Source organism: Kitasatospora sp. NPDC034035, from assembly GCF_055575755.1.
Genome location: NZ_JBVISA010000042.1, coordinates 1 through 22,169, shown reverse-complemented (window position 1 = coordinate 22,169; position 22,169 = coordinate 1). Strand labels below are relative to the sequence as shown.

General features: G+C 74.2%; 18 protein-coding genes. 6 read left to right on the top strand and 12 right to left on the bottom strand.

What is annotated here, in order from left to right:
• Positions 1–45 precede the first annotated feature (45 nt).
• Both ACZ52J_RS37475 and ACZ52J_RS37470 read right to left on the bottom strand, forming a co-directional pair.
• The gene (locus tag ACZ52J_RS37475; protein WP_465625309.1) at positions 46–240 is read right to left on the bottom strand and encodes a hypothetical protein; all 195 of its coding nucleotides are present in this window, start codon (positions 238–240) and stop codon (positions 46–48) included.
• Complete coding sequence (locus tag ACZ52J_RS37470) at positions 237–3,488, bottom strand: SNF2-related protein (protein ID WP_465625307.1); 3,252 nt, start codon at positions 3,486–3,488, stop codon at positions 237–239. Before ACZ52J_RS37470 ends, ACZ52J_RS37475 begins: the two co-directional genes overlap by 4 nt.
• 183 nt (positions 3,489–3,671) lie before the next feature.
• Between ACZ52J_RS37470 and ACZ52J_RS37465 the strand changes: the two genes are divergently transcribed.
• Positions 3,672–4,286, top strand: coding sequence for a YceI family protein (locus ACZ52J_RS37465; RefSeq protein WP_360495938.1), 615 nt, complete (start codon positions 3,672–3,674; stop codon positions 4,284–4,286).
• A gap of 94 nt (positions 4,287–4,380) precedes the next feature.
• Here the strand turns inward: ACZ52J_RS37465 and ACZ52J_RS37460 are convergent, their stop codons facing one another.
• Positions 4,381–5,364: a LysR family transcriptional regulator gene (locus ACZ52J_RS37460; RefSeq protein ID WP_465625304.1), complete on the bottom strand. Its 984-nt coding sequence runs from the start codon at positions 5,362–5,364 to the stop codon at positions 4,381–4,383.
• Positions 5,365–5,479: 115 nt separating this feature from the next.
• Between ACZ52J_RS37460 and ACZ52J_RS37455 the strand changes: the two genes are divergently transcribed.
• Together ACZ52J_RS37455 and ACZ52J_RS37450 are read left to right on the top strand one after the other, a co-directional pair.
• On the top strand, positions 5,480–6,835 hold the full coding sequence (locus ACZ52J_RS37455) for an MFS transporter (protein WP_465625302.1): 1,356 nt from the start codon (positions 5,480–5,482) through the stop codon (positions 6,833–6,835).
• 9 nt (positions 6,836–6,844) lie between these two features.
• Positions 6,845–7,324, top strand: a complete 480-nt coding sequence (locus ACZ52J_RS37450) for a macro domain-containing protein (protein ID WP_360495947.1) — start codon at positions 6,845–6,847, stop codon at positions 7,322–7,324.
• An 87-nt stretch (positions 7,325–7,411) separates the two neighbouring features.
• Here the strand turns inward: ACZ52J_RS37450 and ACZ52J_RS37445 are convergent, their stop codons facing one another.
• Positions 7,412–7,951: a GNAT family N-acetyltransferase gene (locus tag ACZ52J_RS37445; RefSeq protein WP_465625300.1), complete on the bottom strand. Its 540-nt coding sequence runs from the start codon at positions 7,949–7,951 to the stop codon at positions 7,412–7,414.
• 182 nt (positions 7,952–8,133) lie between these two features.
• Between ACZ52J_RS37445 and ACZ52J_RS37440 the strand changes: the two genes are divergently transcribed.
• On the top strand, positions 8,134–8,934 hold the full coding sequence (locus ACZ52J_RS37440) for a TetR/AcrR family transcriptional regulator (RefSeq protein WP_360495953.1): 801 nt from the start codon (positions 8,134–8,136) through the stop codon (positions 8,932–8,934).
• Positions 8,935–9,039: 105 nt separating this feature from the next.
• Here the strand turns inward: ACZ52J_RS37440 and ACZ52J_RS37435 are convergent, their stop codons facing one another.
• Together ACZ52J_RS37435 and ACZ52J_RS37430 are read right to left on the bottom strand one after the other, a co-directional pair.
• A complete protein-coding gene (locus ACZ52J_RS37435) occupies positions 9,040–10,320 on the bottom strand; it encodes a GNAT family N-acetyltransferase (RefSeq protein WP_465625297.1) in 1,281 nt (426 codons plus the stop codon).
• Between the two features lie 73 nt (positions 10,321–10,393).
• Positions 10,394–10,915 carry a GNAT family N-acetyltransferase gene (locus ACZ52J_RS37430; protein ID WP_360495959.1) on the bottom strand — a complete coding sequence of 174 codons (522 nt, stop codon included), beginning with the start codon at positions 10,913–10,915 and terminating at the stop codon, positions 10,394–10,396.
• Positions 10,916–11,051: 136 nt separating this feature from the next.
• Here ACZ52J_RS37430 and ACZ52J_RS37425 point away from each other — a divergent pair, with 136 nt between their 5' ends.
• Positions 11,052–11,375, top strand: coding sequence for a hypothetical protein (locus ACZ52J_RS37425; RefSeq protein WP_465625294.1), 324 nt, complete (start codon positions 11,052–11,054; stop codon positions 11,373–11,375).
• Between the two features lie 109 nt (positions 11,376–11,484).
• On the opposite strand, the gene ACZ52J_RS37420 is transcribed toward ACZ52J_RS37425, so the two are convergent.
• The 6 genes from ACZ52J_RS37420 to ACZ52J_RS37395 all read right to left on the bottom strand — a co-directional run bounded on the left by ACZ52J_RS37420 (position 11,485) and on the right by ACZ52J_RS37395 (position 21,486).
• On the bottom strand, positions 11,485–12,840 hold the full coding sequence (locus ACZ52J_RS37420; RefSeq protein WP_465625292.1) for a C40 family peptidase: 1,356 nt from the start codon (positions 12,838–12,840) through the stop codon (positions 11,485–11,487).
• A gap of 241 nt (positions 12,841–13,081) precedes the next feature.
• Positions 13,082–14,155 (bottom strand): hypothetical protein, encoded by a 1,074-nt coding sequence (locus ACZ52J_RS37415; RefSeq protein ID WP_465625290.1) that lies wholly within the window; start codon positions 14,153–14,155, stop codon positions 13,082–13,084.
• A gap of 88 nt (positions 14,156–14,243) precedes the next feature.
• Entirely contained in the window at positions 14,244–16,088 is a 1,845-nt protein-coding gene (locus tag ACZ52J_RS37410; RefSeq protein ID WP_465625288.1) for a threonine/serine exporter family protein, read from the bottom strand.
• 182 nt (positions 16,089–16,270) lie between these two features.
• Complete coding sequence (locus tag ACZ52J_RS37405; RefSeq protein ID WP_465625286.1) at positions 16,271–16,924, bottom strand: DedA family protein; 654 nt, start codon at positions 16,922–16,924, stop codon at positions 16,271–16,273.
• 123 nt (positions 16,925–17,047) lie between these two features.
• Positions 17,048–19,450: a coiled-coil domain-containing protein gene (locus ACZ52J_RS37400; RefSeq protein WP_465625284.1), complete on the bottom strand. Its 2,403-nt coding sequence runs from the start codon at positions 19,448–19,450 to the stop codon at positions 17,048–17,050.
• A gap of 131 nt (positions 19,451–19,581) precedes the next feature.
• Positions 19,582–21,486 carry an ATP-binding protein gene (locus ACZ52J_RS37395; protein ID WP_465625282.1) on the bottom strand — a complete coding sequence of 635 codons (1,905 nt, stop codon included), beginning with the start codon at positions 21,484–21,486 and terminating at the stop codon, positions 19,582–19,584.
• 268 nt (positions 21,487–21,754) lie between these two features.
• Here ACZ52J_RS37395 and ACZ52J_RS37390 point away from each other — a divergent pair, with 268 nt between their 5' ends.
• A complete protein-coding gene (locus ACZ52J_RS37390; protein ID WP_465625280.1) occupies positions 21,755–22,078 on the top strand; it encodes a hypothetical protein in 324 nt (107 codons plus the stop codon).
• Positions 22,079–22,169: the final 91 nt, after the last annotated feature.

The window sequence follows — 22,169 nt, the reverse complement described above, 5'->3', positions numbered from 1 at the left end:
CCGCACAGTAGGCGCCGGGGTTCGGCGCCTGGTGCAACGCCCGGTTCAGCTGCGGAAAGTGTCGTAGGCGGGGGCGAGCAGGACGGCGAGGTCGCGGCCGTGCGCGGTGATGCCGGAGCGGCCGAGGCGGTGCGGCGAGGGTTCGTCCGGCTCTTCCTCCGGCGCCTCGGGGCGCAGGGTGAAGTCGCCGCGCCAGTAGGCGGCGACGTTGACCATCGTGGGCTTCGGCTCTTCGCTCATACGTCCTCCTCGGCCACGGCGTCCTCCCGGGTGAGGGCGACCAGTTCGCGCAGTGCGTCGACGGGCAGGTCGGTGAGCCACTGTTCCCCCTCCCCCACCACCGTCTCGGCCAACGACCTTTTGGCGGCGAGGAGTTCGTCGATCCGCTCCTCGACGGTGCCGACGCAGACCAGGCGGCGGACCTGGACGTCCCGGCGCTGGCCGATCCGGAAGGCGCGGTCGGTGGCCTGCTCCTCGACCGCCGGGTTCCACCAACGGTCCAGGTGGATCACCTGGTTGGCGGCGGTCAGGTTGAGGCCGGTGCCTCCGGCCCGCAGCGACAGCAGGAACACCCGTGGCCCGTCCGGGGACTGGAAGCGCTCGACCAGTTCCTCGCGGCGCGCCCGGGACAGGCCGCCGTGCAGGTAGAGCACCTCCTCGCCGAGCCGCCGCTCCAGGTACGGGCGGAGCATCGTGCCGAACTCGGCGTACTGGGTGAAGACCAGCGTCCGGTCGCCCTCCGCCAGCGCCTCCTCCAGCAGCTCGGCCAGCCGGGCGACCTTGCCCGAGCGCTCACCCAACGCCGAGCCGTCGTGCAGCAGTTGGGCCGGGTGGTTGCAGGCCTGCTTGAGCTTGCCGATCGCGGCCAGCACCGTGCCGCGCCGCTCCACGCCCCGGATCCCCTCGACCCGGCGCAGCAGGTCGGCGACCACGGCCTGGTAGAGGCCCGCCTGCTCGGCGGTCAGGTTGCACCAGACGGTCATCTCCTGCTTCGCGGGCAGGTCGGCCGCCACCGCCGGGTCGGACTTGAGCCGGCGCAGCACGAACGGGGCGGTGCGGCGCCGGAGTTCGGCGGTGCGTTCGGGGCTGCGGTGCAGTTCGACCGGGATCGCGTAGCGCTCCTTGAAGCGCTCGGCCGAGCCGAGCAGGCCGGGGTTGGCGAAGTCCAGGACGGCGTGCAGTTCGGAGAGCCGGTTCTCCACCGGGGTGCCGGTGAGTGCGACCCGGTGTCGGGTGACGGGCAGCGCGCGGATCGCCCGGGACTGCGCGGTGCCGGTGTTCTTGATGTGCTGGGCCTCGTCGGCGACCACCCGGCGCCAGCGGATCACCCGCAGGGCGGCGAGGTCGCGCTGGACCAGCCCGTAGGTGGTGATGACGAGGTCCGTTTCCCGTACGGCTTCGGCGAGTTGCTCCTCGCCCAGGCGGCCGGAGCCGTGGTGGACGTACCGTCGCAGGGCGGGGGCGAAGCGTTCGGCCTCGCGCTGCCAGTTGCCGACCAGGGACATCGGGCAGACCACCAGGGTCGGGCCGGTGGCTCCGAGAGCTCTTTCGGTGGCCAGCAGGGCGAGGGTCTGGACGGTCTTGCCGAGGCCCATGTCGTCGGCCACCACGGCGCCGAGGCCGAGCCCGGACATCGTCCGCAGCCAGGCCAGTCCGCGTTCCTGGTACGGGCGCAGCACGGCCCGGAAGTCCGGCGGCAGCTCCGGGGCGGGAGCGGCGTCGGTGCGCCCGGCGAGCAGATCGCCGAGCGGGCCGTCCGCGTGGACGGACGTCACCGGCAGTCCGGCGACCGAGGCCTGCGGGTCGAGGGCGAGCCGCAGCAGGTCCGCGGGGGCCAGCACGCCGTCGCGCCGGTCGGCGAGGAAGGCGAGCGCGGCGGCGATCTGCGCCGGGTCGGCCTCCAGCCAGGTGCCGCGCACCCGCACCAGGCCCTGCTTGGCGGCGGCCAGTTCGGCCAGCTCCTGTTCGGTGAGCGGGGCGCCGTCCGGGCCGAGCGCGGCCTGCCAGCGGAAGGCGACCACGGCGTCCCGGTCCACCTGGCTCGCGACCGCGAGCGAGCCGGGCGCGGGCGGGGTGGTGGCGCGCAGGGCGAGCCCGAGGCGGGGGCGGCGGCGCCACCAGGCGGGCAGCAGCACACCGAAGCCGCCCTCGGCGAGCGCGGGCGCGGCGGTGCGCAGGAAGTCCAGCGCGCCCGCCCGGTCCAGCGGCAGGGCGGACGGGCGGGAGCGGTGGCGCAGCCCGTCCAGGATGGGCCAGCGATGGGCGGCGCGGGCGAGTTCGGCGACCAGAACGTCGACCGGGTCGGCGGCCTGGCCGGCGGCCTTGCGGGCGAGGGCGGCGTGCGCGGCGCCGCCCTCGTGCAGGTCGGCGGCGCGGATCAGCAGGGACGGCTCGTCCACGGCCTGGAGCAGGAACTCCAGTTGCCAGGCGTCGTCGGAGGGGCGGCCATCGGGGTCGTCGGGGTCGGGGCCGAGCGGCTCGACCAGGCGGAAGCAGAGCCGCAGCGCGGGGTCGGTGGGCTCGGCGACGGCGCACCAGGCGGCGACCCGGCGGCGCAGCTCGGCGAAGTCCTCGGGCGGGACGTCGCCGAGGAGGCCGTCGGGGGTGGTGAGGGCGTGCAGCCAGCGCTCGGCGACGGCCTCCCCGGGTGCGGACGCGGGTGCGACCCCGAGGGCGGACACGGGTGCGACCCCGGGTGCGGAACCGGATACGGCCCCGGGTGCGGCCCCGGCCTTGACCGGAAAGGCGGGCGGGGCGGTGGCCAGGGCGGCGCGGGCCTCGGCGTCCACCAGCGCGCCCAGCACGGCGCCCAGCAGCGCCTCCCCGGTACCGGCGCCGTGCGGCCACTCCCCCAGCAGGACGGGCGGGCAGCCGGCGGCCAGTGCGGCGGCCTCGCGGCGGCCGGCCGGAGTGGGGTCCGGCCGCCAGCGGGCCTGCGGGCGGCCGTCGGCGAGGACGGGCTGTGGCAGCACCCGGCCCCGGCCGACCGTCCGCCAGGCGAGGTCGTGCACCCCGGTGAGCCAGCGCAGCGAGGGGCCGTGGACGACCTCGACGCGCCCGGCGCCGGGCAGGTCGGTGTCGGTGACGGCCCAGTGCGGGTCGAAGACCTCGCCGAGCAGCTGGGCGGCGGCCCCGGCGTCGAAGAGCAGCGCCGGTACCCGCCAGGGGGTGAGCACGGCGCCGCCGCGCGGCGGGGTGACCGGCAGGTCGGGCGAGGGCGCGGGGACGGCGCCGATGGTGGGCAGCAGCAGGGTGGCCCAGCGTTCGGGGGCCTGCCCGGCGAGCCAGCCGAGGCCCGGGCCGATGCCGCCGAGCACGATGGCCAGCTCACCGGCCGGGCAGGCGTAGGGGTGGGCGCGGGGGGCGGCCCGGTCGGGCGGGGCGGGCCGGTCCGTCGGCGGTTCGGCGGTGCCGGGGTGGGCGCGGGCGTCCTCGGCCCAGAGCGCCAGCTGCCCGTCCGTCCGCCAGAACGCGTGCAGGACGAACATCGGGGGCCTTCCGGGCGGGTGGGAACCGGTCCTTCGCAGCCTAGTCGGGAGGGCTGACAGGCGGGTCCGCTGAGCCGTTCGGGGGATCCTCGAAGCTTGTGGTTGAAATTTGAACGAAAGAGTCCTACGCTGGAGCCAACAAGTTGAAGCCTAAACAAATGGCTTCGGACCCGAGGAGGAGCCATGGGCCTTTTCAACCGCACCAAGACCACCGACGTCCCCGCCACCACCGCCGTCCAGACGCCGGCCGGCCCCGACCTCGCCCACCTCACCGGCGACTGGGCGATCGACACCACGCACAGCGAGATCGGCTTCTCGGTGCGCCACGCCATGGTGACCAACATCAAGGGCCGCTTCACCGAGTACGACGGCAAGCTGCACCTGGACGGCAGCGCCCCGGGCAACTCCTCGGCCGAGCTGGTGATCAAGGTCGCGAGCGTCGACACCAACCAGGCCCAGCGCGACGAGCACCTGCGCACCGGTGACTTCTTCGCCACGGAGACCCACCCGGAGATCCGCTTCCGCAGCACCTCCGCCGAGCCGCTCGGCGACGACGCCTACCGGATGACCGGCGAGCTCACCATCAAGGGCACCACCCGCCCGGTCGTCCTGGACCTCGAGTACACCGGCAGCGCCACCGACGCGTACGGCGCCCAGCGGGTCGGCTTCGAGGGCAAGGCCGTCGTCGACCGCACCGACTTCGGGCTGACCTACAACGCGGCGCTGGAGACCGGCGGCGTACTGATCGGCGAGAAGGTCAAGCTCAGCTTCGACATCTCCGCCGTCAAGGCCTCCTGACCCGGACGCCCCGCGAGGCGGGCCCGAACCCGCCCCCCGTACGCCGCCCCTGCCCATCCCCCCTGGGCAGGGGCGGTTTCGTCGCCACGCTCCGTTACCCGGCGACCGGGAGCAGCGCCGCGTCCGCCTCCGGCAGCCAGCTGCCCGGCGGGCGGCGCAGCCAGCCCTCGGCCGCGCCCAGTCCGGCCGCCGCGTCGGCCAGCGCGCGCAGCCCCGGATGGCGCTCGCCGGGCCGGTGCACCAGGCTGACCAGGCTCAGCGGCACCGGGTCCACCAGCGGCACGTTCACCGTGCCGGGGATCCTCGGCCCGCCGACCGTGGTCAGCATCGGATCGCCGTGCCGGGCGAGGTAGCGGGCGGTCTCGTCCACGCCCACCGGGGGGACGTACGGGTCGGCCGCCGTCAGGCCGTGCTCGCGCAGCAGCCGGGCGCCGAGATCGGCCCACTCGGTGGTGGCCGGGTTGCCCGCGCAGATGTCGACGGGGTGACCGGCCAGCTCGGCCGGGCGTAGTGCCGGGCGGCCGGCCAGCGGGTGGGTGTCCGCCATCATCACCGAGATCCGCTCCAACCGCACCGGCAACTGGACGAGTTGGGCGCGCACCGGGGCGGGCAGCCCGGCGAAGCGGCCGAACGAGGCGTCCAGCCGGTGGGCCAGCAGTTCGGCGGCGGCCGCGGCGAGGCCGCCGTGGAAGCGGGCCAGCAGCTCACCCTCGGGCCAGGCGGCGCGGGCCCGTCCGAGCACCCGGTCGGCGGTGAGGTCCGGGCCGGTGACGTCGCTGTTGAGGTCGAGCAGCAGCGGCCGGGCGGCGGCTCCGGTCCCGGCCTCGGTGAGGATCTCGTCGTGCAGGGCGAGGAGTCGGCGGACCCGGGGCAGCAGCCGCCGTCCGGCCGGAGTGAGGTCGACGCTGCGGGTGGTGCGGGTGAACAGCGTGGTGCCGAGCAGCCCCTCCAGGGTCCGGATGTCCCGGCTGAGTGCCTGCTGGGCGATGTGCAGCCGCTCGGCGGCCCGGCCGAAGTGCAGGGTCTCGGCGGTCGCGACGAAGCCGCGGAGCAGGCGGGGGTGCAGGTCACGGGGCATGGGCGGCAGATTAACAACAGCGCGTTGTCAGTGCGGCGGAACAGGTGTTGGACGGCGGCCCGCCACCACGGCGAGGCTGTCGGACGTCCCCCCTTCTTCCTTCCCAGGAGCCCGCTTGCCCTCGCGCGCCCTCATCGCTTCCCACTCCTACTCCTACCGGCGGCTGTTCGCGGCCCCCGGCGCCCTCGCCTTCACCCTGGCCGGGCTGCTCGGCCGGCTCGCGCTGTCGATGACCGGCGTCTCGCTGGTGGTGCTGCTCTCCGAGCGGCGCGGCTCGTACGGGCTGGCCGGGACGGTCTCGGCGGCCGGGCTGGTCACCGGCGCGATCGGGATGCCACTGATCGGCCGCCTGGTGGACCGGTACGGGCAGACGCGGGTGACGGTACCGGCCGCGCTGTACAACGCCGTCCCGCTCACCGCCCTGCTGCTCGGCGTCCGGTTCGACGCACCGGACTGGACGCTGTACCTGAGCAACGCGGCCTGCGCCGCCGCACCCAACCTCGGCGGCATGGCCCGCTCCCGCTGGGCGCACCTGTACCGGGACGACCCGGCCGCCCGGCACCTGGCCAACTCCTTCGAGCAGGCGCTGGACGAACTCTGCTTCATGGCCGGGCCGGTGCTCGCGATGCTGCTCTGCACCACGCTCGCCCCGGAGGCCGGGCTGCTCACCGCCGGCACGCTCGGCACCACCGGCGCCCTGCTGTTCGCCGCCCAGCGGCGCACCGAACCGCCGCTTCCCGCCCCCTCGACGAAGGCGCGGACGTCGGCCGGGCAGCGGCACGGTTCCCCGCTGGGGGTGCCCGGGCTGCGGGTGCTGGTGCTGACCTTCCTGGCGACCGGCATGGTCTTCGGCGCGACCGAGATCACCACCGTGGCGTACGCCGACGCGCACGGGCACAAGGCGGCGGCCGGCGTGCTGCTGGCCCTTTTCGCGGCCGGATCCTGCGTGGCGGGGCTGCTGTTCGGACTGCTGACACCACGTCGGGCGCCGGGCACGCGCTTCCTGATCGGGGCGTCGGCGATGGCCGGGGTGCTGCTGCTGCCGCTCGCCGCCGGGCTGGGCGGAGCCGGCCTCGGGGTGCTCGGGCTGGGGCTGTTCGCCGCCGGCACGGCCACCGCGCCGACCATGGTGACCGGGATGACGCTGATCCAGGAACTGCTGCCGCAGCGCCAGTTCAACGAGGGCATGGCGATGGCGGTGTCCGGCATCGTGGTCGGCATCTCGGCCGGTGCGGCGCTTGCCGGGACGCTCGCCGAACAGGCCGCCCCCGGCACCGGCTACGCGCTTCCGGCCACGGCCGCCGCGCTCGCGCTGCTGATCGCGCTGGCCGGACGGCGGCACCTGACGGTGCGCAAGGCCACGGCAGCCGGGCGGGCACAGCAGGAACAGCAGGAACAGCAGGCGCTGGGGGCACAGCAGGCACAGCGGGCGCCGGAAAATTCCGAGCGCGTTGTCAGTGCCTCGGTCTAACTTCGAGGCATGGCGGAAATCACCTACGTCCGAGGCGATGCCACCACGCCGCTCGGCAAGGGCGTGAAGGTGATCGCGCACATCTGCAACGACCTCGGCGGCTGGGGCAAGGGCTTCGTGCTCGCGCTCTCCAGACGCTGGCCCGAGCCCGAGTCCGCGTACAGACGCTGGCACCGGGAGCGGGCGAAGAACGACTTCGGCCTCGGCGCCCTGCAGTTGGTGCAGGTGGAGCCGTACGTCTGGGTGGCCAACCTGGTCGGCCAGCGCGGCATCCGGACCGGGCGCTCCACCGGGGTGCCGGTGCGGTACGAGGCCATCGACACCGGCCTGGCCGCGCTGGGCGACCGCGCGCTCGAACTCGGCGCCTCCGTCCACATGCCGCGGCTCGGCTGCGGACTGGCGGGCGGGCGCTGGGCGAAGGTCGAGCCGCTGGTCACCGCCCGACTGACGGCGCGTGGTGTGCCGGTGACCGTCTACGACGTCGACTGACCGACCCCGGCTCCGGCTCTGAGCCACATCCGGCTCGGGCCACATCCGGCTCGGGCCACGTCCGGCTCGGGGCCACTCCCGACCGGTCTAGGACTCCGACCGGCCCGGCCAGGCGTACACGTACTCGGGCAGCAGGAACCCGCCCGGAAAAACGCCCTCCTGTGCCCGGACCCGCACGGCGCCCTCGCGCTCGTAGAAGGCGACCGCGCGGGTGTTGTCGCGCAGCACCTCCAGGAAGAGCTCGGCCCCGGGGTGCCGCTCGGCGACGAAGACATGCGCTGCGGCCAGCAGCGCGTGGCCGATGCCGCCGCTGGTCAGGCCGGGGCGCACGTGCAGGTTGTCGATCAGCACCCGGCCGTCCGGCTGCGGGACGAGGTAGATGAAGCCGGCCGTCTCCCCGTCCCGTTCGGCGACCAGCAGCTCGGGCGTGTTCTCCGGCTCGCCGTAGTCCGCGTCCAGGCGCAGCTGCCACAGTTCGCGCCGCTGGGCGATCATCCCGTCGCCGAGCGCCTCCTCCGGGACGATGCCCCGGTAGGTGGTGCGCCAACTGCGGGCGTGCAGCTCGGCGATGGACTCGGCGTCCTGCGCGCCACCCCGCCGGATAACGGTCTGCCCTGAACTGATCATGTGACCAGCCTCCCACAGAGATGAGTTGAACATGTTCAACCGAAGCGTCTACAGTTCTGCCAAGCTTTTGAACGTGTTCGAATCACGGGGGGTGGCGGGCGTGGCACCGGGTGCGGAGGGGGCATCCGGTGCCACGAACACCGACACCGGCTGGAGCCTCGTCTCCGGCTAGGCTCGTGCCCGTGGACGACCTGGCAGCGACGAACCGAACGGACGGCGAGAACGGTGCGACCGAGGCTTCGGCCGCACCCGGCGCGGAGGGCGGGCCCATGCCCGGCGGCCGGGCGCAGCCGAAGACCGACAAGAGTGAGGCGACCCGGGCGCTGATCCTGGAGACGGCCATGCGGCTGTTCCAGGAACGGGGCTACGAGAAGACCACCATGCGCGCGATCGCCACCGAGGCGGGCGTCTCGGTGGGCAACGCCTACTACTACTTCTCGGCGAAGGAATTCCTGATCCAGGGGTTCTACGACCGGATGACCTACGACCACGCGGCCGACGCCAAACGCCGCATGGCCCACACCCGGGACTTCTCCGAGCGGCTGCAGATCGCGCTGGACTCCTGGCTCGACACGGCCGCGCCGTACCACGAGTTCTCCGCGCAGTTCTTCCGCACCGCCGCCGATCCGACCAGCTCGTTGAGCCCGTTCTCCAACGAGTCCCACCCGGCGCGGGCGACGGCCGTCGAACTGTTCCGCGAGGTCCTGCAGGGCTCGGAACTGGCGCCCAAGCTGGACGCCGAACTGGTCGAGCTGCTGCCCGACGTGCTGTGGCTGCACCTGATGATCGTGGTGCTCTACTGGGTCTTCGACCGCACCCCGGACACCGAGCGGACCAGGGAGTTCGTGCGGCGCTCGACGCCGCTGGCGGCCCGGGTGATCAACCTGTCGCGCTACCGGGTCTTCCGGCCGATCGTCCGCGACGCCAAGGGTCTGATCCAGGACTTCATCCTGCCGACCATCGGCAAGACGGCGGTCAAGTAGCGCCCGAGGGAAGCGACTCGGACGCGCCGGAGGCCGGCCCCGCAGTGGGGCCGGCCTCCGGCGCGTCCGGGCGGAGCCAGGCAGAGCCAGGCAGGTTCGCGTGGCTCAGAAGATGTCCGGGTTCCAGGCCTGCAGCGGGGCGCGCAGCAGCAGGTCCGCGGCGGCCGCCGCACCCGGGCGCAGCTCGGTGACCAGTGCGGCCGCAGCCAGCCTCGGGGCGGTCTCCGTGCCGAGGTAGAGCGAGCCCAACTCCGAGGCTCCGAGGGCGAGGTCGGCGTCTTCCCCGGTGCGGGTGCAGCGGCCGGTGCCGTCCGCGGCGACCTCGAGCGCCCAACGGCCGGACGCGAAGCCGAGCTTGTCATCGACCTCCAGCACCACCCGGCCGGGGGCGCCGTACGTCCGGGCGCCGAACGCGGCCTCGACGTCCAGCACCCGCAGCCAGGTGAAGTCGGAGCTCTCCTCGTGCGGGGTGACCGCGCGCCGGTCCCGGAGCAGCAGCGGCAGCGGCTCGTCCGGGGAGGCGTTGGGCATCGCGATCCTGGCCACCCAGTCGACGGACAGCAGGAAGCGCCAGAGCTCGATCGTGGTGGGCAGGTCGAGAGCGGTGAACTCCTCGACGGTGAGTGTGGAGTCGGGGTAGTCACCGTCCCACTTGCCGTCGATCCGGTAGGCCACCAGGCCGGTGACCGTGCCGTCGGCGTCCCGGTGGACGGCCGCGAACGGCTCCTTGAAGTCGAAGCCCGGCACCTGGACCTCACCGGTGGCGCGCTGCCACCACAGCTTGTCGCGGTCGATCGCGCCCGGTTGGGTGCGCCGCCAGCGCTCGTGCAGGCCGGGCCCGAGCTCGCGCACCTCCGCCATCGTCACGAGGTCGATCCGGCCGCCGGGCACGCCCGGCAGCCCCTCGCGCAGGCCCCGGGCGCGGCGCAGGTCGACGCGCAGGCGTGCGCACCGGGTGGCCGGGCCGAAGCCGAACCGGCCGTAGATGCCGTACTCGGCGGCGATCAGGATGGCGACGGCCGTGCCGCGTTCGGCGGCGGCCGCGAGGTCCCGGCGGATCATCGTGCTGAGCAGGCCCCGGCGCCGGTGGGTGGCGCTGACCGTGACGTGGCTGATGGCGTCGGCCGTGATCACGGCCCCGCCTGGGACGGTCAACTCGGCGTCGTAGCTGCGGAAGGTGGCGATCTGGCGGTCGCCGTCGAAGCCGGCCAGCATCCGGCCCGGCTCCCACTGCCGGCGGCGCACCTCCGCCGCGCTGGCCACGTGCGGACGCAGGAAGCCACAGGTCAGCGCGCGGTCCCAGGCCGCCACCTCGTCCTCGGCAACCGCCCGTACCCGAAGCCCGTTCACGGTGTCGACGGCCGTGTGATCGATGCTGTTGCCCATGGGGCCACCGTACGGCGGCCCTCCGGCAGCGGCACCTGATTAATCCGTACCCGACGCTGATCCGTACCCGACGTCAGTCCGTGCCCGCCCCGAGGTGCTTCCCCGGGACCACCACCCAGTGGTTGGTCCGCAGGACGCGGCCCGCGAAGCCCAGGTCCCGCTCGCCGAGCAGCCGGAAGCCGAGCGCCCGGCAGATCCCGTTGGACGGGCCGTTGCCCGTCCCCGGGTTGGCGTGCACCTCGCCCCAGCGGCCGTCCTCGGCGGCGGCGTCCAGCACCCGGCGGACGGCCGCCTTGGCCAGCCCGCGGCCCTGGTACTCGGGCAGCACCATCCAGCCGATCTCGGAGACCGTCCGGCCGTCCTCCTCGCCCGACCAGAGGTTGACCGTGCCCGCGACCTCGCCGTCCTCGGTGCCGTCCGGGACGATCATCCTGGCCCAGTAGCGGTCCGCCGCCGCCTCGACCACGTCCTTGCGCAGCCGCTCCTCCACCCGCTCCCGGGGCAGCGGCCCGCCCAACTCGGCCATCATCACCGGGTCGCAGCGCATCCGGACGTACGCCTCGACATCCCCTGCCCGAACATCGCGCAACAGCATGACGCCTCCTCAGTACGGTCGGCTCACCACGGTCGAGCGTCCACGCTAACGCCGACCACCGACACTGGTGTGGGGGCGCCCTTCCTGCCACCATCCTCGTGCCGGTTCAGGTACGGACGATCTCCCGGGGGGAGCCATGGAGGACGAACAACTCCGAGTGTCGAAGGAGCACGGGGCCCGGAGCACCACGGCGATGGTGCTGGGCATGCTGACGGTCCTCGGCTGGGCCTGGGCGGCCTGGCTGATCCTCGCCCGGGTCGGCGGGGACTGCGGCTCGCCGGCCTTCTACGAGCCGCCCGGCTTCCACCTGCGGGAGGTCTGCGACTCCCAGGTCATCGGCCGGATCGGCGAGGCGGTCGCGGTCGCCATCCTGACGCTCCCGCTCTGCACCGCCTGGATCTGGACCTGCGTGGGACTGCGCGCCCGCCGGAAGGAACCGGACGCCCTGCTCGACCGGTAGCCTGCGGGCGGCCGGGGCTCACGGCCGGCCCTCACGACCCGAGTTCACGGCCGGCCCTCACGACCCGAGTTCGCGACCGGCCCTCACGACCCGAGCACCCGGCCGGGCCTCACGGCCGGGCGTAGAAGTCCGGGGTGCCCATGATCCAGAGGCTGGCCTGCTTGATCGGCATGCCCGCGCGCGGGGCCTCGATCATCTGGTCGTCGCCGATGTAGAGCCCGACGTGGTAGATGTCGGCGGCGCGTCCGGTGTCCGTCCAGAACACCAGGTCCCCGGGGCGCAGCTGGCGGTAGCCGATCCGGGTGCTCTGGGCGTACTGGTCGGCGGCGAAGTGGTTGAGCGGCCGGCCGCCCTCGCGCCAGGCCATCATGGTCAGCCCCGAGCAGTCGTAGCCGGCCGGGCCCTCGCCGCCCCAGATGTAGGGCAGGCCGATCTTGGACTTGGCGAAGGCGACCGCGGCGGCCGCGCCCTCGGCGGACCACGGGCGCGCGGCGGGCGGTACGGCGGCGGCCTGGGCGGAGGCCGCCGCGGCTTCGGCGGCCTCGGCCTCCCGGGCGGCCTGCTCGGCGGCGGCGCGGGCGGCGGCCTCGGCCTCGCGGGCGGCGATCGCCTCCAGGGCCTCGCGGCGCTTGCGCTCCAGCTCGACGGTGGTGTTCCGGGCGGCGGCCAGTTCGGTGAGCAGTTGCTCGCGGTGCCGGGTGGCGGCGGCCACCTCGCCCTGCTGGGCGGCCAGCCGCTGCTCGGCCCGTGCCCTGGCCGCACCGACTTCGGCGGCGGCCTTCTCGGCGGTCCCGGTGGCGGTGCGGGCGGCCGCGGAGGCGGTGCGGGCGGCGGCGGCGGTGGAGGTGGCGGCGTCCAGGATCTGCCGGGTGCGCTCGCTGACCTGGCGGACCGCGGCGGCGCGGTCGCCCGCCTCGCGCGGGCCGTGGGCGCCGAGCAGCGCGTTGAGCGCGGACAGTTCGGCGCCCGCGCCCTGGCGGTACGTTTCGGCGGCGAGCCGGGCCGCGTCCTCGGCGGCGGCCGACCGTTCGGCCTCGGCGGTGGTGGCGCGCCGCACGGCGGCGCCCTCCTCGGCGCGGGCCCGGGTGAGGGCGAGCTGGGCGCCGTTGTAGGCCTCGACGGCCTGTTCGGCGCCGCGTCCGGCCCGGTCCAGCTCGGTCCGGGCGGCGGTGAGCGCGGCTTCCAGGGCGGCGGTCGAGGAGGCCTTCCGCTCGGCCTCGGCCCGGGCGCGGTCGATGTCCTCGGTGCTCGGGTACGGCTCCTCGCCGCGGGTCCGGCCGAGCGCCGGTTCACCGACAGCCGGTCCGCGGCCGGCCGGTTCGCGGCCGGCTTGTTCGGTCGTCGCCGGTTCGCCGCCCAGCGGTTCGCCGGTCGACGGGGCGGCCTGGGCGGCTTGGGCGGCGGGGAGCAGCCCGAGCAGGGCGGTGAGCGACAACAGGAGGGTCGGCAGGAGCCTGCGCGCCACGCGACATCCCTTCTCACGGGTCCGGAGGGGACGGCGGCGGACGGCGCGCGGCGCACGGGCAGGCGGTGGCCGGGCGGCAGGAAGTCCGGACGAATCATCCCATCACATGACAGAACGGTCACATGACGCTCATATTCTCAATTCCGGCGGCCTTCAGACCCGGAAAGCGCTCCGCCGGTCGAGTGATCATCAGATGATCCGACCAGGATTCAGCTCCGGCCGGATGCAGGCGGTATGCGAACTACCGGTGGATCCGGCGGGTGTGCGTCCGCAGCCGGGGGTGTCGCTCGGGCCGGCGCTCCAGCCCGGTCGGGCCGACGGCATAGGTCCGGCTGCGCCCGGCCCGGACCGTACGGCGGCGCTGCCGCGCCCGGTGGGAGCGGCCCGGGCCGGCCGCGTACGCCGGGCCGGCCGCGGTCGTGGACTTGGCCGTCGCCCCGGCGGCGGCCGCCGAGCGGCGGTCGGCCAGCCGGGCCTGACGGCGGGCCAGCGCCCGGGCGGCGTGCGCGTCGAGGTGGGCGCTGGCCCGGGCGGCCATCCGCTCGGCGACCCGGTGGGCGGCGGGATGGTTGGCGGGCACCTTGTCGGGGGCGCCGGCGATCAGGTCGAAGAGCCAGGTGCGGGCCCGGTCGGCGCGCCGGTGCAGCAGGCGCTCGCGCCGCAGCGCACGCGCCCGGCGCCGGGGGCGCGTGGAGTAGCGCCAGCGGGCCCAGGGGCTGCTCGGGCGGGCCAGCCGGATCGCGCCGATCCAGGACAGGCCGGGAACCATGATTCCGAGCAGCCCGGTCCACACCTTGCCCTTGAGCAGGGTGATCACCGAGGCCAGCGCGTTCACCGAGATCACCGTGATCAGGCCCCACCTGGTCTCCTCGCCGGGCAGCGCGCCGAACGGCACGTACCCGATCAGCAGCAGGGCGGTGAACAGGATCCCGAAGATCACCGCATCCACCGACTTGCGGCCCTGCTCGCCCCAGTACACGTCGTCCAGGTGCAGGATCAGCGCGAACTCGTCCAGCACCAGGCCGCAGCCGATACCGAAGGCCAGCCCGAACCAGTCCATCCACGGCTGGCCGCCGTAGGTGGCGAACACCCCGATGCCGCCGAGCAGCAGGAAGCCCAGGCCGAACACCATGTGGTGGATGTGCAGGCCGCCGGGGGTCACGTTGCCGGGCCACCAGCGCACCTGGGCGCGGATCATCCGGACGCTGAACCGGATGAAGACGAAGGACGTGATGAAGCCGACCAGCAGCAGGAACAGCGGTTGCTTCTGCGCGTTGACGATGTGCTCGCGGTAGCTGTCCAGCAGTGTGGTCATGCGTCTTACCTTCGTTCCTGGTCCTGCGTGCAGCCTGCCGTGACATGGCCCGGGGCCCAATACGGGTCCAACACGGGTCAACGCGCGGTCAGAACCCTCGGGTGCGCTTGGCCGCCCGGCGCGGCACCGCCGGGTAGAGCGACGGGAGCTCGGCACCGACCGGCAGCTTCAGGAACAGCCGGGCTATCTCCCCACCGAGGTTCACCCCGACCGCCAGCGCCATCGCGATCGCCGCCGCCCGGAAGACCGACACCAGGCCGGCGCTGGAATGCCCCTGGGCGAAGGCGAGCATCCCGAGGTAGAGCGCCGAACCCGGCATCAGCGGGCCGATCGCGGCGGTCACGTACGGCAGCGCCGAACCGTTGCGGAAGCGCGCCATCAGCTGGCCGAAGAGGCCGACCAGGCCGGCCGCCACCCCGGTCGCCGCGATCGGGTTGACGCCCGCGTTGTAGACCAGCGCGCCGTAGCTGGCCCAGCCGATGCCGCTGTTCGCCGTGACCAGGGCGAGCGTGCGGCGGTCGGTCTGCAGCAGCGTCGCGAAGGCCAGGGTCAGCAGCATCGCGGCGACCAGCTGGACCGGCGGGGTACTGGTCCCCGCCAGGCTCTCGTCCGGCCGCAGCTTCGCCTCGGCGCCGACGCCCAGGTAGAGGATCACCATGACGCCTATCACGATGCCCGCGACCAGGTAGATCACTTCCAGCAGGCGGGCCGCGGCGGTGATGTAGAAGCCGGTCAGGCCGTCCTGGACGGCGGCCACCAGGGCACGCCCGGGCAGCAGGGCGAACAGGCCGCCGGTGATCACGACCGAGCCGCGCAGGCCCAAGTCGTTGAAGGACAGGATGATCCCGGAGGCGGCGGCCGGCATCGCGGCCGCCACGAACTGGTAGAACTCCGGCAGTCGGCGCCGGGCCAGCCCGGAGGCCAGCCGGTCGCCGAGGACGGCCGCGATGAAGGCGCTGGCGAAGACCAGCCAGGCCTTGTCGTCGATCTGCCCGCCGACCAGGAAGGTCGCCGCGCCGGCCAGCAGACCGGTGGTCAGGGCGAGCAGCCAGGCCGGGTACGGGTGCCGGTTGCGGCGGATCAGGGCGAGCCGGCGGTAGGCGTCGTTGACCGACACCTTCTCCGCGGTGATGTCCGCGACCAGCTCGTACACCGCGTTCAGCCGGGTGTAGTCGGAGGTGCGGCGGCGCACCACGCGGTCGGCGGTGACCGGCGGCTCGACCAGCGAGGGCTGGTGCGAGATGCCGATCAGGGTGAAGGTCACCTGCGGCTCGCAGCGGTCCAGCCGGTAGGCGTGCGCGATGCCGAGCATCGCCGCCTCGACGTCCTCGGCGGCTTCGCCGCTGGCCAGCAGCAGCTCGCCGATGCGCAGGGTCAGGTCGAGGATGCGGGGGACGTTGCGGGCGGCACCGGCGGAGGGGTGCATCTCGCGGGCGGTCCGCTCGAACGCGGGGCGCTCGAACATCGGGGTGCGCAGCAGGGTGCGCATGCGGTCCGGCCACGGCGCCTCGCCGGGGGCGCCGGGGGTCAGGTCCGCGACCGGGATGCCGGCGGGCGGGGTGTAGCCGGCCGCCCGCCACTCCTCGGGGGTGAGGGTGTCCTCGGCGACCGAACGGCGACGGGCCGGGCGGACGCTCCCGGTGCCCGCGTCCCGGGGGCCCGCGTCCTGAGGGCCCGCGTCCTGAGGACGCGCGTCGACGGTGAGCTCGGGGTGCGGCTCGGTCCGGGGCTCGGGGAGCGGCTCGGGCTCCGGGAACGGCTCGGGCTCGGGGAGCGGCTCGGGCTCGGGCGTCAGCAGGCCCTTGGTCTCCGGGACGGGCAGGACGAACGGGACGACGATGGTGGGATCGACGGGCGGGGCGGGGTGCCCGAGCAGGCCCTCGGTGGGCGGGGCCTCGGAGGGGTGCACCGGCTTCGGGGGTGTCTGCCGCACCCGGCGGACTGCCCGGCCTCCCCTCGCCCGCTTGCCCGCACCCGGTCGGCCCCGCTTAGGCACTTCCGCTCCTTGCCGCCCCTGGTGGCCGCCGGCCACCGCTCGATCTCGGGTTACACCATGCCTGATCGAACAGCCTGACGCACATGTACGCGACGTCCCACGGCCTGGGCGGCGGGCGCCTACCCGGCGCGGTTGCGGGTGGCGGGAACCTCGCCGGACCGGCGGGCCCGCAGCAGTTCGACCACCACCGGGATCACCGAGACCAGCACGATGGCGACCAGGATCGCCTCGATGTTGTCCCGGACGAACGGGATCTGCCCCAGGAAGTAGCCGAGCACGGTGACCCCGCCGCCCCACAGCACGCCGCCGACCAGGTTGAACACCACGAAGGTGCGGTAGTTCATCCTGCTCACGCCGGCGACGATCGGCGTGAAGGTCCGCACGATCGGCACGAAGCGGGCCAGCACGATCGCCTTGGGCCCGTGCCGGTCGAAGAAGGCGGCGGCCTTCTCGACGTTCTCCTGCCGGAAGATCCGGGAGTCGGGGCGGCGGAACAGGCCCGGCCCGACCTTGCGGCCGAAGAGGTAGCCGACCTGGTCCCCCGCCACCGCCGCGGCCACGATCAGCGCGCAGACCACCCAGAGCGGCTGGTGCAGGTAGGTGCCGCCGGCCACCAGCAGGCCGGTGGTGAACAGCAGCGAGTCGCCGGGCAGGAAGAAGCCGATCAACAGGCCGGACTCGGCGAAGACGATGGCCAGGATGCCGAGCGGACCGAAGGTGGAGATCAGGGCGGTCGGGTCGAGCCAGGACGGGCCGAGGGCGAGGCTGGTCACGGTGCGGGCACTCCCGGAGGTCGAGTCTCGGTCATGAAAAAGTAAAGCATTGACAAAGACTCGACCGGGAGTGGAAAGGTTCCCCCGGCCCGCGTCGGGCCGGGGGCGGTCGTACCGGAGCGGTCAGAGGCCGTAGCGCTCCACGATCTCCTCGTGTCGGGCGAGGTCCGCGCCGGCGGCCTCGGCCAGGGCCGGCCAGGCGAGCGGGTGCGGCCAGCCGCCGGTCAGCCGGTGCAGCAGCGCGTCCGCCTCGGCGGCCGAGGCGACCGGCGGCACCCCGAGGGCCGCGTAGATGCCGGGCAGCGTCTCGTCCTCGTCGGCCGGGTCGGTGATCCGGTACTGCTCCCCGCTGTACGCCCAGACCGCGTAGCCGGCCTCCTGCAGCCGCTCGCGCAGGGTGCCCCACGGTTCGTCGCCGGGCCAGCCGCCGTCGATCCAGTAGGTGGTGTACCCCGCCGGGTCGAGCAGGGTGAGCATTTCGAACACCGGTCGCCAGCGCCGCCGCTCCTCCTCGGGGGCGTCCTCGGCCGGCGGGCCCTCCAGCAGCGCCGGGGAGAAGACCACCACGTCGCCGTGGTTGAGCGTCAGGTCGTCGCCGAGCACCGGCAGGACGCGGGCGGTGGCCGGTCCGGTCCGGATGGCGGGCAGGTCGGCCGTCGCGCCGTTGGTGCGGGTGGCCCGGATGGTGACCAGCTGCCACTCCTCGTCCACCGGGCCCTCGGGCTCGTCGAACTCGATGCCGAGCAGCGCGCCGGTGGAGCGGACCACCGCCCAGTCCCGGTTGGCGCTGGCCGCGGTGATCAGGTGCCAGAGGTCGGGTTCCCGGACCGTCCGATGGTCCTCCTCGTCCGAGGCCTTCGCGGCCGGGGTCGCGGCCTCCGGGCCCTCCTCGTCCGGAGTGGGCTCGGCGGGCAGCGCGCGCTCCAGCAGCTCCTGGTAGAGCCGCTGCGCGGTGGCGTGGTCGCCCAGCTCGGTGGCGGCGCGGGCGGCGAGGCGGCGGGTGTTGAGCACCTCGTCGTCGAGCGCGAGGATCGCCTCGCACTGCTCCAGCACCTCGCTCCAGCGGCTCTCGGCGGCGGCCCAGCGGGCGCGTATCCAGTGCCCGTCGGCCGGGGCCGTGAGAGACAGCCGGTCGGCGAGGCGGCGCACGCCCTCGGCGTCCCGGGCGTCGATCAGCAGCTCGCCGAGCGTGCCGGTCAGCTCGCCGGCCCCCGGGTCGGCCTCCAGCCGCCGCCACAGCAGGTCGGCCGCGGCCCGGGCGTGGCCGAGCCCGCCCAGCACGGTGGCCAGGAGCACCGTCAGCCCGGTGGCGCCGGCCGGCTCATCCCGGTACCGGTCCAGGGCGACGGAGAGCAGGTCGGCGCCGACCTCGAAGGGCACCTCGGCCTCGGCCAGGTACGCCGTCAGTTCGCCCGGCGGGACGGGCAGCGCGGGCTCCGGCAGCGCCTCGGCGGCCGCGCGCAGGGCGGCGATCTCCTCGGCCACACCGTCGGTGCGGCGCAGCCGGGTGAGCTTGCGCGCCCCGGTCGCGGCGAGGGTCAGCGCCACCGTGCGGGCGCCGCGGGCGAGGGCGAGCCGGCCCGCCGCCAGCAGCAGGTCCACGCACGGACGGTGCGCGCCGGCGCCGTCCAGGTAGCCGACCCAGCCGGCCAGCACGGCGCCCAGGTCGGCGTCGTTCTCCCATGCGCCGGCCGCGACCAGCAGCTCGACCGTCTGTGTCCAGGCGGGCCGCAGGTCGGCGTGGAGCTCGGCCTCGGCCCGGTCGGGGAGCAGGGCGAGCGCCTCCTCCGTCCGGCCGAGCGCGGCGAGCGCGCGGGCCCGCAGCAGGGCGCCCCAGCGCTGGTCGCGCTCGTCGAGCCGGTGCCCCTGCGCCTGCTCGGCCCGCTCGGCGGTGTCCAGCAGCTCCAGCACCTCCTCGTACCGGCCCAGCAGGTGCAGGGTGCCGGCCCGGGCCTGGTGGAAGCGGAGCGAGATCCGCTGACCGGCCGCGCGCATCCGGTTGGCGGCGGTGTCCAGGTGGTCGAGCGCCTCGGCCGCCCGGCCGTCGTCCTCCAGGGCGTCGGAGTACTCGCGGGAGAGGCAGTCGTAGCAGGCGCGGCCGGGCTCGATCCGGTCGAGCGTCTCGCCGACCACCTCGAGCCGCTCCGTCACGTACCCGGGCCCGTCGACCCGGGCGTGGCAGATCGCGAAGTCCTGCACCACGCAGACGGACTGCGGGCAGCCGACGGTCTCCTCCCGGTGGGCGAACTCCAGCAGGTCGATCGCCTCGGGCATGACCGCCTCGCCCTGCTGGCGCTTGTTCAGCAGGTTCTGCATCCGCCAGTGCCGCAGGTAGACCTCGACCCAGGGCAGGTCGAGCGACCGCGCGGCGGCGAGGGCCTCCGGGTAGAGCGCGTCCAGCTGGTCGTTGCGGCCCTCGGTGGCGTGCTCGGGCAGGTCGACGATGGCCTCGGCCAGCCGGTGGTGACCGGCCTCGACCAACTGCCGGTGGGCGTCGCGCACCCAGGACCAGATGTCGGTGGTCATGCTTCTTCCCTCTGCGTCGTGCTGATGAGTTGTCTACCGCGGACCACTGACAATCCGTCCGTCACGCTTCGCCGGTCTTGCTTCGCCGGTCTTGCTTCGCCGGTCAGGCTTCGTCCGTCAGGCTTCGCCGGTCACGCTTCGTCCGACAGGGCGCCGGGGCTGTCCGGGACGTCCGGCAGCCCGGCCGGGACGGCGGCGGTCAGGGCGGACACCGCGGTGCCGACGCCGGTCAGCGCGGCGGTGAGGTCGCCCTCGGCGGGACCGGAGGAGGCCGCGGCCATGATCACCTTGAGCGAGCGGAGCAGCCCGGCGGCGGTGGCGCTGCCGGTGTGTCCGGTGCGGTAGGCGGTGAGCAGGTCCTGGACGGCCGGGCACGCCAGGTTGAGGTAGAGCCGGGCCCTGACCTCGCCGTCGGTGCGGGCGGTGAAGGCGCGGGCCAGCCGCAGCGCGGCGGACGGGATCCGGGCGTCCGCCTGGTCGTCCTCGATCCGGGCCTTCAGCTCGGCCTCGCGGTCCGGGACCAGCACCAGCGGCAGGCCGGGCGGGTCGAAGCGGGCCGGGACGAGCTGCTCGCCCTGGTCGGCGAGGGCGCCGGCCAGCCAGGCCGCCTCCCCCTCCGGCAGCGGCCGCTCCGGGTCGCGGAACAGCTCGCGGTTGCCCTGCTCGCTGCCCAGCTCGACCAGCCGGCAGCCGCGCAGCTGCGCGTAGCGGCGCAGGAAGGGCAGCACGGCGTAGCGGTCGCCGCGCGCGATCGGCACCCGCATGGCCCGGTACAGCATCTCCTCGAAGCCGCCGCCGCTGCCGAGCGCGACGTGCACCGCTCCCCCTCCGGCGGCGCGCAGCGCTCCGGCGGTGAGGTCGCCCTGCGAGGTGGGCACCGGGACGTCGTCGGCGAGCAGGGTGAACAGCCGCTCGTCGCAGAGCGCGGCGCCGAGCAGGTCCTGGCCGTGCCGGGTGAGGATGCGGCGCCAGGCGGCGGGTCGCAGCCGGGCCGTCTCGTACAGGCCGTCCACGATGGCGTCGGTGAGGGCCTTCTGGAGCGCGCGGTAGTGCTCGTCGCGTTGGAGGTCCTCGCGGCTGGCGGTGGGGGTGAGCCGGCTGGACTCGACCACCCCGCCGATGAACCCGGCCCAGCTGGGCAGCAGGTCGCGGGCGTCCTCGGCGAGCAGCATGCCGCGCAGGTAGACGGCGAGGTCGCGGTTGTCGCTGCTGCCGTAGGTACCGCCGTCCTGGACCCAGAGCAGGCCGATCGCGTCGGTGCCGCCGTCGACCGGCTGGACCGGGAAGGCGGTGAGCGGCTCGAAGCGGCGGCCGAAGGCGGTGGCGAAGCGCATCCGGGCGGCGTGCCGGTCGCCCTCCACCCGTTGGCGCCAGGGCACCTCGACGGAGTTGACGGGCTGCTCGTCGTCGCCGACGTAGACCGGGATCGGGAGCAGCACGCAGTACCGGGCGAGGACTTCGCGCAGCGTGGGCTCGTCGGCGAGGTGGGCCTGCTCGGCCTTGAGCGCCAGCTCGACCACGGTGCCCGGGCGGGGCCGGGCGGGCACCGGCTCGACCCGGTACTGCTCGCCGCCGCGGCTGCGGTAGCGGTGGCCGAGCCGCGGCTCGCGGTGCGAGGTGGTGGTGACGGTGACCTCGTCGGCGATGGAGAAGGCGGACAGGAAGCCCAGCCCGAAGGCGCCGATCAGCTCCTGATTGCCGGTCAGTTCGCGCAGCATGCGGGTGTAGCCGGTGCCGACGGTGGCGAGGTAGGAGTGGATCTCGGGCTCGGTGAGTCCGGCCCCGGTGTCCTCGATGGAGACGGTGCGCCGGGCGGCGTCGGCACGCACCCGGATCAGCGGGCGGTGGTCGCCCTCCGGGTCCTCCAGGAGCCGGCGGGTGTGCGAGTCGTGCGCGTTCTGGACGAGTTCGCGCAGGGCGACCAGCGGGGTGGAGTAGAGGTGGGTGGCGAGGACGTTCACCAGGCCGCCGAGATCGACCTCGGTCGTCCGCAGTTCCTCGACGGGGGTGGGCTCGAGCGGGGCACCTTCAGACATGGGTCCCCAGTGTGCCAGTGCGACAATCTGCCCACCATTTCTTTCTTCTTGACCGACTTCCGGGCTGACGGACGGCCGGCCTTCCGGACTGACGAACTGCGGTCAACCCCAATTGACCAGGCCTCCACCATCGGAGGAATTGCCACCCATTCGATGGAGTTCGTCCACATCGCTGGTGAATGCTGAGCGGGCGACGTCAGGCAACGGCGCCTCGGAGCGGCCACTCCGAAGCGCGCCACAATTCGCACTTCCAGTCAGGGAGACCAGCGTGTCCCGTATTCGCGCAGCCGCCGCCGTCACCGCCCTCGGGGCGTTCCTCCTCGTCGGCGTCGGTGCCGCCACCGCGCACGCCGACAACAGCGCCGGCGCGATCGACCACTCCAACGGCAGCGTCGTGAACAACGTCGGCTCCAACAACATCATCGGCAACGTCCACGGCAACGTGGTCAACACCCAGCAGACGGCCACCGGTTCGGGCGCGAGCAACCAGAACAACGGCCTCGCCGTGACCGGCAACGGCGGGAACATCGGCGCCCTGCAGGGCAACGGCAACGTCGACGCCCGGGTGTACTACCCGAACGTCCTCAACTAGTACTCCAGTGTGACTTCGCGATCATGTCGGTCTCGCGGTCTACTCTGGCTCGCTATGGGCTACGACGTGCACATCACGCGGCGTGAGAACT

Bases quoted from the DNA above. Each gene is read 5' to 3' on its own strand.
- ACZ52J_RS37475 (WP_465625309.1), bottom strand. From the start codon at position 240: ATGAGCGAAGAGCCGAAGCCCACGATGGTCAACGTCGCCGCCTACTGG.
- ACZ52J_RS37470 (WP_465625307.1), bottom strand. From the start codon at position 3,488: ATGTTCGTCCTGCACGCGTTCTGGCGGACGGACGGGCAGCTGGCGCTC.
- ACZ52J_RS37465 (WP_360495938.1), top strand. From the start codon at position 3,672: ATGGGCCTTTTCAACCGCACCAAGACCACCGACGTCCCCGCCACCACC.
- ACZ52J_RS37460 (WP_465625304.1), bottom strand. From the start codon at position 5,364: ATGCCCCGTGACCTGCACCCCCGCCTGCTCCGCGGCTTCGTCGCGACC.
- ACZ52J_RS37450 (WP_360495947.1), top strand. From the start codon at position 6,845: ATGGCGGAAATCACCTACGTCCGAGGCGATGCCACCACGCCGCTCGGC.
- ACZ52J_RS37445 (WP_465625300.1), bottom strand. From the start codon at position 7,951: ATGATCAGTTCAGGGCAGACCGTTATCCGGCGGGGTGGCGCGCAGGAC.
- ACZ52J_RS37435 (WP_465625297.1), bottom strand. From the start codon at position 10,320: ATGGGCAACAGCATCGATCACACGGCCGTCGACACCGTGAACGGGCTT.
- ACZ52J_RS37430 (WP_360495959.1), bottom strand. From the start codon at position 10,915: ATGCTGTTGCGCGATGTTCGGGCAGGGGATGTCGAGGCGTACGTCCGG.
- ACZ52J_RS37425 (WP_465625294.1), top strand. From the start codon at position 11,052: ATGGAGGACGAACAACTCCGAGTGTCGAAGGAGCACGGGGCCCGGAGC.
- ACZ52J_RS37415 (WP_465625290.1), bottom strand. From the start codon at position 14,155: ATGACCACACTGCTGGACAGCTACCGCGAGCACATCGTCAACGCGCAG.
- ACZ52J_RS37400 (WP_465625284.1), bottom strand. From the start codon at position 19,450: ATGACCACCGACATCTGGTCCTGGGTGCGCGACGCCCACCGGCAGTTG.
- ACZ52J_RS37395 (WP_465625282.1), bottom strand. From the start codon at position 21,486: ATGTCTGAAGGTGCCCCGCTCGAGCCCACCCCCGTCGAGGAACTGCGG.